This window comes from Acinetobacter sp. BEC1-S18-ESBL-01 (assembly GCF_014169935.1).
Classification (GTDB): domain Bacteria; phylum Pseudomonadota; class Gammaproteobacteria; order Pseudomonadales; family Moraxellaceae; genus Acinetobacter; species Acinetobacter pittii.
In genome coordinates this window covers 3,714,367-3,726,768 of record NZ_AP022302.1, presented here as the reverse complement: position 1 = coordinate 3,726,768, position 12,402 = coordinate 3,714,367, and the positions used below count along the sequence as shown (strand labels likewise).

Below are 12,402 nucleotides of genomic sequence, written 5' to 3'. Positions count from 1 at the left end.
AGGTACATCCAGCATTAATCATTAAAGCGGGGTGGCTGAATGCTTGAACCAACTTTAACTGGTAAATCGCTTTCTAATACGTAGGCATAACTCAACTGATCAAAAGTTCTAAAGACCATCAGACTACCAATTTGTTGTCCTGGTAACTGTATTGGTTCTTTGGTTTTAGGATCTCGAATGGTTTCACCTTGTTGTGTAATATCAAAAACTTGTCCTACTTGAATACCTTGTGCCGTACCGCGGTCTAAAGTCACCACACTATTTTTGGCAGCAGTACCAATTGAGCCCATTACACGAATAATTTTGCCGCCGTCCGTCACCTGAGTGGCATCCACCGGATAAAACAAAGTAGGTAAGGTTGCTTCTTCTTCTGGCATCACCCGATCACCACGACGTACTTCAGAATTGTAGCTATCAGTTAACTCAAGCGTGGTAATGTCTTTTTCAGAAGAGATAGCAATCCCTGAGGCAACTTGTTGTAGCTCAATACCTAGACTGTGCTTTTTGCCTTTATTATCGGTGAAATAATAAGGTTCACCTTCACGATAAACTGCATAACGTTGACCATCAATTAAACCTTGTCCGCGCGCATAAATAGTTTGACCTTTTGCCGCCAGTACACGTTGATCGGCAGTACCGACTACATAAGGAGTGTGTTGAATTGCATCGATAGGTAGAATAGTGCTGTGTTCTAACCATTGTTTGATATGCTCAAGAGGAATAACAGGTACGTTATTGTTAAGTGACTCCACACGAACTTGAGGTTGTAAATTTGTCATTTGGCCTGTGTAACGGCGAATAATGCCGACACAGCCATTTCCTTCATCTTTTCCAACCAATGGACGGCCATCTAAACTACACAGCAGTAATCGATCACCAGGATAAATCCAGTGTGGATTTTTGACATGCTGATTATTTGCCCAAATTTCAGGCCAGCGCCAAGGTTTACTCAGAAAGTGACCGGAAATATCCCATAGCGTATCTCCTCGTTTTACAACGTAGACATGTGGTGCATTACTTTTAAGAGAGGGTGGATTATGGTTCGGACTAGCAGCATAAGTCTCTGCTAACGTACTGAATGCAACCCCTGTAAAAAGTGCCAAAGCAAGTAAATGCTTTTTAATCCCCAAAGCATGAAATTGAACCATGCCGTCAAAAACCTTTTTCATTATGATAATTCCTAAAAATTATGCGTGCAGATGCGTTATAATAGGCGGCTAACACACAATTTTTCGATGAAGTATTTCCTTCATTTGGTTTTTCAATCAATGGCATAAGTGAGGACGTCAGTATGGCCTTATTACCTATTTTAAGTTTTCCTGATCCCCGTCTTCGTACCATTGCTAAGCCTGTTGAAGAAGTTACTGATGAAATTCGTCAACTTGCAGCAGATATGCTTGAAACCATGTATGCGGCACCAGGTATTGGTTTAGCAGCTTCTCAGGTCGATCGTCATATTCAGCTTATCGTCATAGATTTGTCTGAATCTAAAGATGACCCTATGGTTTTCATTAACCCCAAAATAACTCCACTGACAGAAGATAAGCAGCAGTACGAAGAAGGCTGCCTATCGGTGCCACAAATATACGACAAAGTTGAGCGCCCGTCACGTGTGAAAATTGAGGCAATTAGCCTTGAAGGTCAAGCATTTGAGTTAGAAGCTGATGGACTTCTCGCTGTTTGTATCCAACATGAAATGGATCACTTAAATGGCAAATTATTTGTGGATTATTTGTCGCCACTTAAACGTCAGCGTGCTCGAGAAAAAGTCGAAAAAGTTGTTCGTCAACGTGAGCGTGAAAAAGTTGCAGTAAAACGTTAAAAATTTCTATTCTTGAAACATTAATGTAGTGTGGATGTGATTTTTGGTTTTTCGTAGTGGTTTACTGCTTGCATGTGCAGCAGTATTTTTACAGGTCGCGGTATTTCTACAGCCGCTATTACCGAAGCAGTATCAAATTGCTCCGGTCTGTGAAACTATTACCCTCGCTTTGCTTAAACCTAAAGCACAGATGGAAACCATGTCACATGCCATGCATTCACATCATGAACATCATATTGAACAGGCACAAGGCTCTGGGCAACATGATCATCATGATGCAAATCACCAGTGTCAATATTGTACCGTCTATGCCAATCTGGTTTTGCCACCTGAATTTGGCGTAAAAGAAGTTTTAGTCCGCATACAAGTCCGCTTAGTCGCTTATCAACAAGCATTTAGACATATCTACTTTGTACTACAGCGACTTTTTCTACTCCCGCAAGGGCGTGCACCACCTCTATTTGCATAAATAAAAGCAATTTTTTGTTGGGGTCTTAACTGACTTCGATATCACTTTATTTATGTTTTAGAGCGTATAAAAATGCCACATTCTAAATTTTTACTACAACCTTTATGGGTTGCGATGCTTGCTGTCTCTCATTCGGGGCTAGTTTTTGCTAATTCAGAAAAAAATGATGCCGATACCAAAGCGCTTCACTCATTAGCACCTATTGTTGTTACAGCACAACAAGGCAACGATGCAAATGGCTTGATTGTACATGCAGACCCAAAGCAACCGATTCAGCCAGTGCCTGCTACAGATGGTGCAGACTATCTACAAAGTATTATGGGTTTTAACTCAATACAAAGTGGGGGAACGAATGGTGATGTGACATTCCGAGGTATGTTTGGGTCACGCATCAAAATTTTGACAGATGGAACTGAGAACTTAGGTGCTTGTCCAAACCGTATGGATGCTCCAACTTCTTATATTTCACCAGAAAGTTATGATCGTATTTCTGTGATTAAAGGTCCACAAACGGTTCAATATGCCAATACAGGTTCGGCAGCAACAATCCTTTTTGAACGTCAGCCTGAGAAACTTACCTCTGAAAAACCTTATCGTGGGCAAGCAAGTGTCTTATTAGGTTCATATGGACGTATTGACCATAACGTTGAGGCGGCAATTGGTGATGAAAAGAAATATATCCGTTTAAATGCCAATCGTTCAGAATCGAATAGTTATCAAGATGGTGACGGCAATACCGTGCCGTCAGCATGGAAAAAGTGGAATGCTGATGTAGCACTTGGCTTTACTCCAGATGAAAACACGTGGGTCGAACTCACTGGTGGAAAATCTGATGGTGAATCGCTTTATGCTGGACGTTCAATGGATGGATCTCAATTTGCGCGAGAAAGCTTAGGTCTGCGGTTTGAAAAGAAAAATATCACTGACGTCATTAAGAAAATTGAAGGGCAGGTGAACTACAGCTATAACGACCATATTATGGATAACTTTAGTTTGCGCACACCGCCATTAGTTGAAATGAATCATGGTGGTATGACCATGCTGATGCCGAATCCAATGGCAATGCAAGTGACACGCCGCACATTAAACTCACGTTTGGCAATGACTTCTGAATGGAATAAATGGAGTTTGATCACAGGCGTTGACTCTCAGTTTAATAAACATGGCGGTAGCATGTCATCGCCAACAATGCCTTCTATGAATATTCCATATCGTCAAGATATGCGTTTTCAATCATACGGTGCTTTTGGCGAACTCGGCTATCAATGGAACGATTTCAACAAAATGGTTGCAGGTGCACGTTTAGATCGCGTCACAGTTGAAGATGAGCGCGCTGATTCTCAAACAAAAGGCTTTAATACTAAACTTGAAAAGACTTTACCGAGTGCATTTGTCCGTTGGGAAAATCAACATCCTGAGCATGACCTAAAAAGCTATATTGGTTTAGGTTATGTAGAGCGTATGCCTGATTATTGGGAACTTTTCTCGCCTAAACATGGTAATTCGGGCTCAACCAATACTTTTAACGGTGTGAATCCTGAGAAAACATTACAGTTGGATATGGGCTTCCAGCAACAACATGGCGCTTTAAACACATGGGCTTCTGCTTATGCAGGTTTAGTAGATGACTACATTTTAATGAGTTATCACCATCACCCAAGTACAGGAATGGGTGCGCATGAGATGAGTCATGATATTACTGCGGGTGCCAAGAATGTCGATGCAACCATCGCAGGTGCGGAAGCGGGTATTGGATATCAATTCACTGACCGTATTCAGGCAGATTTGAGTGCGATGTATGCATGGGGTAAAAACACCACAGATGACAAACCACTACCTCAAATTTCACCTTTAGAAGGTCGCTTAAATATTCGCTATGTGGCCGACAAATATAATTTTGGTCTGTTGTGGCGAGCGGTTGCTGAGCAAAACCGCGTGAGTCTACATCAGGGTAATATCGTAGGATATGACTTAAAACCAAGTAAAGGTTTCTCGACTCTTTCTCTAAACGGAAGTTACAACCTTCGTAAAGATATCGATGTCTCTGTTGGCATCGATAACGTATTAGATAAGACCTATACCGAACACTTAAATAAAGCAGGTAGTGCAGGGTTTGGATTTGCGAGCGAAGAGCAGTTCAACAATATCGGAAGAAATTACTGGGTTCGTATGAGCATGAAGTTTTAATAAGCCGTAGCGAATGAACTGAAAATATTAATTTAAAGAGAGAAATGAAATGACTGATAAATTATCACCTGAACAGTCTTGGTGGGGATGGAAGTTACTTATTGTGGCTTCTATCTTGAGTGTATTGTTTATGATTATTTTTTACTTGGCCATCAATAATGAGCCTGACTACATGCCAAGTCAAAAAAAGAAGCAGATGACGGAGTCACACGAGCAAATGAATCACGCTGAAATGCACAGTTCATCAGCTCAATAAGTTCCTTAATATTTGAAAATGGAAGTCTAATTAACGGGCTTCCATTTTTGTTTTTAAGTTTTAAAAGTTATTGATGCATACTCGCTAAGGTTTTTGCCTTACCTTGATTCTGATAAAGCGTTAAGCCAAGTTTTTGTATATTACGGCCTGATTTAGATAAAAACTTTTCAACTTTTGGTGAAAGCTTTGCACCATTATAAAGTAGTGAATTACGCACAATTAGATAATAAGCAAACCATGAGGCAGACTGCTGAGGCAATCCGAGTAGTTTCATTCTCTTCTTGCCAATAAAAAATTGGGTAAGTTCTAAATGTTGTCGATAAGCAAGCTTCTGCTGCAGAGGGCGTAAATGCAGATATTTTCTCTCAAAAGGCTCTTTGGATAAGCTTGATCCTAACTCAACACTGCTGTGATCGGAGCGAGGGTGAGCAAACTGCATCCAGTAAAGTAACCTCCAACCCTCAGATTCAGATTGAATAAGCCATTTTTCATCAATACCCATTAACCAGCCAATATAACGCCAAAAATGTAAAAAACTCTTGGCTTTTTGTTTGGTCGGCCATACACCTAAAGCTCTAATACCAAGTAAAACTACACTGCTAAAAGCCAAATTAGTCATTGCTAAATCAAATTGATTAAGAGGAATTCCCCAAACCTCACTATCCCAACGATCAGACTTTTTTAATTGTCGGCGAACGAGTGCATGAATAAAGCGAACATAAATCGTTGACGTAAAACCTGAACTTAGACGGTCAAGTCCTTGAGGTTCAGTAATATCAACCCACCATTTTGTGGTTTCTGCTAAACGAGTACCCGCTTGTTTCTTTAATGCACCCGTTAAAATTAGTGGCTGATTAAACCCCGGATATAAATATCCCGCCATTAAGGATAAATCTCTAAGAATAAAACCATTATTTATTCCTAAATGATGAGTAAATTTAACAGCCTCATCAATTTGACGCTGATCTAACCATTCAGGCTTTTGCTCAATGTAATTAAAGAAATTTTCTAACTCAGTAGGTAGCGGCTCAGATAGGTTATCGCGGCCTTGAAATAATATCTTCTCAAAAATCATTCGGTGACCTTTGGGATCTTCCATAACCCAATCAATCACCTTATCCATTTCAACGTCCCCTTCACAAAGAGCATGTTGTAAAGACACATATTCTTTATAGTTTGGTTGTACAGGTTTTCCGCAACAGATATTTAAAAACTGAGTAAAGAAATTACTGTCTTGCATGTCATTAAAAGAAGCAAGTCGAGTCGGGCTAATCATTTGCATATCGTTACTTACTTATTGAACTGAATAATAAATAGGCTAATATGAATAATTATTCGCATTCAATTCGCATTTAACGAATAAAAAACGATGAGAAAAGCCCCACAGCAAAAGCGTTCAAAAATTATTGTTGACCATATTTTAGAGGCGACACAGCAGTGTATCGCCCAGTATGGATTACTACATACGACGACGCCTAAAATTGCAGAGAAATCTGGCGTAAGTGTTGGGTCGATTTACCAATACTTTGAGAATAAAGATCAAATCATAGAAGAACTATTGCGCCGTAAAAGCGAATTGATGGGGCAACAACTTAAAGAATTAGTTGTGCGACAGGGAAATATTCCTTTAGAACTGCTCATTCCCTTAGCAATAGAGTTGGGATTTAATGCATTAAAAGCCGATCATGGTTTTTTTATAGAAGTGCTGAAACACTGGCATGACTATAGTCATTCGCAAGCTGCTCAGATTTTAGAAAAGCATTTTTTTGAAGTAGGGCTATATACATTCAGTAGAAATCCTCATCAGTGGGACTTCGAACAGGTAAAGTATAAATCCTTTGTAATTATTAATAGTACGCTTTTTACGATGATGCGTTATGTAAGCCAGAACAATTTTCTTATCTCAGAACAACAACTTAAGCGAGAATTATCGAGCATGATACTGGCTTATTTAAGTCAAAAATAAAAAAATAAAATAATTATTAATATAAAACAATAGCTTAATGTATATTGTGGTTTAAAAGTAAACGCTCAAGTCATTAATTTTTAATTTTCGCTTGCAAAGGGGATGAGATGGTCTATAATGCACATCCATCGGCGGTGATGCAGATAGAAACTTGTTGAAAAACAGTTACTTGTGATTAAGTTGATTGCTTTAAGTGATGAATTTGATGGTGAGTTGGTTTGAGAGATGAGTTTTAAAAATATCGAAATTACCTGTTGACTTTTAAGAGATTAAGAGTAATATAGCCGACCTAGCTTGCTGGTGACGAACCAGGAAGAAGATCATTAAGAGAATTGAAGAACAACTTGTGTGGATTTTTACTGATTGATTAATCGAAATAATTTTCATTAATTGATTGGTTTAAATTACTCGAAGTTTATTTGAGCGAAATTTAAGTCAGTAATTGATGAGCCAGAATTGGCACCTTGTCTTTAATAAGGTGCAAAATGATTTTAACTGAAGAGTTTGATCATGGCTCAGATTGAACGCTGGCGGCAGGCTTAACACATGCAAGTCGAGCGGAGAGAGGTAGCTTGCTACTGATCTTAGCGGCGGACGGGTGAGTAATGCTTAGGAATCTGCCTATTAGTGGGGGACAACATTTCGAAAGGAATGCTAATACCGCATACGTCCTACGGGAGAAAGCAGGGGATCTTCGGACCTTGCGCTAATAGATGAGCCTAAGTCGGATTAGCTAGTTGGTGGGGTAAAGGCCTACCAAGGCGACGATCTGTAGCGGGTCTGAGAGGATGATCCGCCACACTGGGACTGAGACACGGCCCAGACTCCTACGGGAGGCAGCAGTGGGGAATATTGGACAATGGGCGCAAGCCTGATCCAGCCATGCCGCGTGTGTGAAGAAGGCCTTATGGTTGTAAAGCACTTTAAGCGAGGAGGAGGCTACTTTAGTTAATACCTAGAGATAGTGGACGTTACTCGCAGAATAAGCACCGGCTAACTCTGTGCCAGCAGCCGCGGTAATACAGAGGGTGCAAGCGTTAATCGGATTTACTGGGCGTAAAGCGCGCGTAGGCGGCTAATTAAGTCAAATGTGAAATCCCCGAGCTTAACTTGGGAATTGCATTCGATACTGGTTAGCTAGAGTGTGGGAGAGGATGGTAGAATTCCAGGTGTAGCGGTGAAATGCGTAGAGATCTGGAGGAATACCGATGGCGAAGGCAGCCATCTGGCCTAACACTGACGCTGAGGTGCGAAAGCATGGGGAGCAAACAGGATTAGATACCCTGGTAGTCCATGCCGTAAACGATGTCTACTAGCCGTTGGGGCCTTTGAGGCTTTAGTGGCGCAGCTAACGCGATAAGTAGACCGCCTGGGGAGTACGGTCGCAAGACTAAAACTCAAATGAATTGACGGGGGCCCGCACAAGCGGTGGAGCATGTGGTTTAATTCGATGCAACGCGAAGAACCTTACCTGGCCTTGACATAGTAAGAACTTTCCAGAGATGGATTGGTGCCTTCGGGAACTTACATACAGGTGCTGCATGGCTGTCGTCAGCTCGTGTCGTGAGATGTTGGGTTAAGTCCCGCAACGAGCGCAACCCTTTTCCTTATTTGCCAGCGAGTAATGTCGGGAACTTTAAGGATACTGCCAGTGACAAACTGGAGGAAGGCGGGGACGACGTCAAGTCATCATGGCCCTTACGGCCAGGGCTACACACGTGCTACAATGGTCGGTACAAAGGGTTGCTACCTAGCGATAGGATGCTAATCTCAAAAAGCCGATCGTAGTCCGGATTGGAGTCTGCAACTCGACTCCATGAAGTCGGAATCGCTAGTAATCGCGGATCAGAATGCCGCGGTGAATACGTTCCCGGGCCTTGTACACACCGCCCGTCACACCATGGGAGTTTGTTGCACCAGAAGTAGCTAGCCTAACTGCAAAGAGGGCGGTTACCACGGTGTGGCCGATGACTGGGGTGAAGTCGTAACAAGGTAGCCGTAGGGGAACCTGCGGCTGGATCACCTCCTTAACGAAAGATTGACGATTGGTAAGAATCCACAACAAGTTGTTCTTCATAGATGTATCTGAGGGTCTGTAGCTCAGTTGGTTAGAGCACACGCTTGATAAGCGTGGGGTCACAAGTTCAAGTCTTGTCAGACCCACCATGACTTTGACTGGTTGAAGTTATAGATAAAAGATACATGACTGATGATGTAAGCTGGGGACTTAGCTTAGTTGGTAGAGCGCCTGCTTTGCACGCAGGAGGTCAGGAGTTCGACTCTCCTAGTCTCCACCAGAACTTAAGAGAAGTTCGGATTACAGAAATTAGTAAATAGAGATTTAGATCTTGGTTTATTAACTTCTGTGATTTAAGTATCACGGTATTAAGCATGACCTGACGAAGGCATGTTTATTCATTAACAGATTGGCAAAATTGAGTCTGAAATAAATTGTTCACTCAAGAGTTTAGATTAAGCAATTAATCTAGATGAATTGAGAACTAGCAAATTAACTGAATCAAGCGTTTTGGTATATGAATTTAGATTGAAGCTGTACAGTGTTTAAGTACACAGACAACAGATAGTAGCGATGAAGAATCGCACGGACAACACTCACTTGTAGGTGTTGACGACTGTTTGGGGTTGTATAGTCAAGTAATTAAGTGCATGTGGTGGATGCCTTGGCAGTCAGAGGCGATGAAAGACGTGATAGCCTGCGAAAAGCTCCGGGGAGGCGGCAAATATCCTTTGATCCGGAGATTTCTGAATGGGGGAACCCACCTACTTTAAGGTAGGTATTGCAACATGAATACATAGTGTTGCAAGGCGAACGAGGGGAAGTGAAACATCTCAGTACCCTTAGGAAAAGAAATCAATTGAGATTCCCTCAGTAGCGGCGAGCGAACGGGGATCAGCCCATTAAGTTATGTGTGTTTTAGTGGAACGCTCTGGGAAGTGCGAACGTAGAGGGTGATATTCCCGTACACGAAAGGGCACACATAATGATGACGAGTAGGGCGAGGCACGTGAAACCTTGTCTGAATATGGGGGGACCATCCTCCAAGGCTAAATACTCCTGACTGACCGATAGTGAACCAGTACCGTGAGGGAAAGGCGAAAAGAACCCCTGTGAGGGGAGTGAAATAGATCCTGAAACCGCATGCATACAAGCAGTGGGAGCACCTTCGTGGTGTGACTGCGTACCTTTTGTATAATGGGTCAGCGACTTATATTCAGTAGCGAGGTTAACCGTATAGGGGAGCCGTAGAGAAATCGAGTCTTAATAGGGCGTTTAGTTGCTGGGTATAGACCCGAAACCAGGCGATCTATCCATGAGCAGGTTGAAGGTTGGGTAACACTAACTGGAGGACCGAACCCACTGTCGTTGAAAAGCCAGGGGATGACTTGTGGATAGGGGTGAAAGGCTAATCAAGCCTGGTGATAGCTGGTTCTCCCCGAAAGCTATTTAGGTAGCGCCTCGGACGAATACCATAGGGGGTAGAGCACTGTTTCGGCTAGGGGGTCATCCCGACTTACCAAACCGATGCAAACTCCGAATACCTATGAGTACTATCCGGGAGACAGACTGCGGGTGCTAACGTCCGTAGTCAAGAGGAAAACAATCCAGACCGCCAGCTAAGGCCCCAAAATCATAGTTAAGTGGGAAACGATGTGGGAAGGCATAGACAGCTAGGAGGTTGGCTTAGAAGCAGCCACCCTTTAAAGAAAGCGTAATAGCTCACTAGTCGAGTCGGCCTGCGCGGAAGATGTAACGGGGCTAAAATTATGTGCCGAAGCTGCGGATTTGACATTAGTCAAGTGGTAGGGGAGCGTTCTGTAAGCCGATGAAGGTGTATTGAGAAGTATGCTGGAGGTATCAGAAGTGCGAATGCTGACGTGAGTAACGACAAAACGGGTGAAAAACCCGTTCGCCGAAAGACCAAGGGTTCCAGTCCAACGTTAATCGGGGCTGGGTGAGTCGACCCCTAAGGCGAGGCCGAAAGGCGTAGTCGATGGGAAATTGGTTAATATTCCAATACTTCTGTGTAATGCGATGAGAGGACGGAGAAGGTTAAGTCAGCCTGGCGTTGGTTGTCCAGGTGGAAGGATGTAGGTATGTATCTTAGGCAAATCCGGGGTACTCTATACTGAGATCCGATAGCAAGCTGTACTTGTACAGTGAAGTGGCTGATACCATGCTTCCAGGAAAAGTCTCTAAGCTTCAGTTACACAGGAATCGTACCCGAAACCGACACAGGTGGTCAGGTCGAGTAGACCAAGGCGCTTGAGAGAACTCTGCTGAAGGAACTAGGCAAAATGGTACCGTAACTTCGGGAGAAGGTACGCTGTTGTTGGTGATGGAACTTGCTTCCTGAGCTGACGACAGCCGCAGAAACCAGGCCGCTGCAACTGTTTATTAAAAACATAGCACTCTGCAAACACGAAAGTGGACGTATAGGGTGTGATGCCTGCCCGGTGCTGGAAGGTTAATTGATGGGGTTAGCGTAAGCGAAGCTCTTGATCGAAGCCCCAGTAAACGGCGGCCGTAACTATAACGGTCCTAAGGTAGCGAAATTCCTTGTCGGGTAAGTTCCGACCTGCACGAATGGCATAATGATGGCGGCGCTGTCTCCAGCAGAGGCTCAGTGAAATCGAAATCGCTGTGAAGATGCAGTGTACCCGCGGCTAGACGGAAAGACCCCGTGAACCTTTACTGCAGCTTGACACTGAACTTTGACCTTACTTGTGTAGGATAGGTGGGAGGCTTTGAAGTTGGAACGCTAGTTCCAATGGAGCCGTCCTTGAAATACCACCCTGGTAATGTTGAGGTTCTAACTCTGTCCCGTTATCCGGGACGAGGACCGTGTCTGGTGGGTAGTTTGACTGGGGCGGTCTCCTCCTAAAGAGTAACGGAGGAGTACGAAGGTGCGCTCAGCGTGGTCGGAAATCACGCGTAGAGTATAAAGGCAAAAGCGCGCTTAACTGCGAGACCCACAAGTCGAGCAGGTACGAAAGTAGGTCTTAGTGATCCGGTGGTTCTGTATGGAAGGGCCATCGCTCAACGGATAAAAGGTACTCTGGGGATAACAGGCTGATACCGCCCAAGAGTTCATATCGACGGCGGTGTTTGGCACCTCGATGTCGGCTCATCTCATCCTGGGGCTGAAGCAGGTCCCAAGGGTATGGCTGTTCGCCATTTAAAGAGGTACGCGAGCTGGGTTTAGAACGTCGTGAGACAGTTCGGTCCCTATCTACCGTGGGCGCTGGAAATTTGAGAGGATCTGCTCCTAGTACGAGAGGACCAGAGTGGACGAACCTCTGGTGTACCGGTTGTGACGCCAGTCGCATCGCCGGGTAGCTATGTTCGGAAGGGATAACCGCTGAAAGCATCTAAGCGGGAAGCCTACCTCAAGATAAGATTTCCCTAGGAATTTATTCCTCTAAAGAGCCGTTCGAGACTAGGACGTTGATAGGTTGGATGTGGAAGCATAGTGATATGTGAAGCTGACCAATACTAATTGCTCGTGAGGCTTGACTATACAACACCCAAGCAGTTGTATATGAAGCATCAATCGATTCATAAACATGCAAAGCAACTTGATTTAGTTATACTACTAGCTAAAATGAACAACGAAAAATCAGATTCAATCAGCCCATCTGTCAAGATTTGGAAAACGCAACGTATCACACAGTGAATAAAA

At 43.4% G+C, this 12,402-nt stretch carries 6 protein-coding genes, 2 tRNA genes, 2 rRNA genes and 1 pseudogene; 9 read left to right on the top strand and 2 right to left on the bottom strand.

Annotated elements, in window-relative coordinates; all coding sequences use genetic code 11:
• Nucleotides 1-14: 14 nt before the first annotated feature.
• Nucleotides 15-1,169 (bottom strand): LysM peptidoglycan-binding domain-containing protein, encoded by a 1,155-nt coding sequence (locus H7R46_RS17725; RefSeq protein ID WP_086260869.1) that lies wholly within the window; start codon nt 1,167-1,169, stop codon nt 15-17.
• 122 nt (nt 1,170-1,291) lie between these two features.
• Between H7R46_RS17725 and def the strand changes: the two genes are divergently transcribed.
• The 4 genes from def (at nt 1,292) to H7R46_RS17705 (ending at nt 4,734) form a co-directional block, all read left to right on the top strand.
• Nucleotides 1,292-1,822 carry a peptide deformylase gene (gene def, locus H7R46_RS17720; RefSeq protein WP_086260870.1) on the top strand — a complete coding sequence of 177 codons (531 nt, stop codon included), beginning with the start codon at nt 1,292-1,294 and terminating at the stop codon, nt 1,820-1,822.
• A 43-nt stretch (nt 1,823-1,865) separates the two neighbouring features.
• Entirely contained in the window at nt 1,866-2,291 is a 426-nt protein-coding gene (locus tag H7R46_RS17715; protein ID WP_086260871.1) for a DUF2946 family protein, read from the top strand.
• Between the two features lie 72 nt (nt 2,292-2,363).
• Nucleotides 2,364-4,478 (top strand): TonB-dependent copper receptor, encoded by a 2,115-nt coding sequence (locus tag H7R46_RS17710; protein ID WP_086260872.1) that lies wholly within the window; start codon nt 2,364-2,366, stop codon nt 4,476-4,478.
• A gap of 49 nt (nt 4,479-4,527) precedes the next feature.
• On the top strand, nt 4,528-4,734 hold the full coding sequence (locus H7R46_RS17705) for a hypothetical protein (RefSeq protein WP_039766350.1): 207 nt from the start codon (nt 4,528-4,530) through the stop codon (nt 4,732-4,734).
• Nucleotides 4,735-4,801: 67 nt separating this feature from the next.
• On the opposite strand, the gene H7R46_RS17700 is transcribed toward H7R46_RS17705, so the two are convergent.
• Nucleotides 4,802-6,016, bottom strand: coding sequence for an oxygenase MpaB family protein (locus tag H7R46_RS17700; RefSeq protein ID WP_086260873.1), 1,215 nt, complete (start codon nt 6,014-6,016; stop codon nt 4,802-4,804).
• Between the two features lie 87 nt (nt 6,017-6,103).
• Here H7R46_RS17700 and H7R46_RS17695 point away from each other — a divergent pair.
• The 5 genes and pseudogenes from H7R46_RS17695 to H7R46_RS17675 all read left to right on the top strand — a co-directional run bounded on the left by H7R46_RS17695 (nt 6,104) and on the right by H7R46_RS17675 (nt 12,240).
• A pseudogene (locus tag H7R46_RS17695) lies at nt 6,104-6,674 on the top strand (TetR/AcrR family transcriptional regulator).
• Between the two features lie 518 nt (nt 6,675-7,192).
• Nucleotides 7,193-8,730, top strand: a 16S ribosomal RNA gene (locus H7R46_RS17690).
• 59 nt (nt 8,731-8,789) lie between these two features.
• A tRNA-Ile gene (locus H7R46_RS17685) sits at nt 8,790-8,866 on the top strand.
• Between the two features lie 55 nt (nt 8,867-8,921).
• Nucleotides 8,922-8,997, top strand: a tRNA-Ala gene (locus H7R46_RS17680).
• Nucleotides 8,998-9,349: 352 nt separating this feature from the next.
• Nucleotides 9,350-12,240, top strand: a 23S ribosomal RNA gene (locus H7R46_RS17675).
• Together the 16S and 23S rRNA genes with 2 tRNA genes alongside form the textbook arrangement of a ribosomal RNA operon.
• Nucleotides 12,241-12,402: the final 162 nt, after the last annotated feature.

Bases quoted from the DNA above. Each gene is read 5' to 3' on its own strand.
- H7R46_RS17710 (WP_086260872.1), top strand. From the start codon at position 2,364: ATGCCACATTCTAAATTTTTACTACAACCTTTATGGGTTGCGATGCTT.
- H7R46_RS17705 (WP_039766350.1), top strand. From the start codon at position 4,528: ATGACTGATAAATTATCACCTGAACAGTCTTGGTGGGGATGGAAGTTA.
- H7R46_RS17725 (WP_086260869.1), bottom strand. From the start codon at position 1,169: ATGAAAAAGGTTTTTGACGGCATGGTTCAATTTCATGCTTTGGGGATT.
- def (WP_086260870.1), top strand. From the start codon at position 1,292: ATGGCCTTATTACCTATTTTAAGTTTTCCTGATCCCCGTCTTCGTACC.
- H7R46_RS17700 (WP_086260873.1), bottom strand. From the start codon at position 6,016: ATGCAAATGATTAGCCCGACTCGACTTGCTTCTTTTAATGACATGCAA.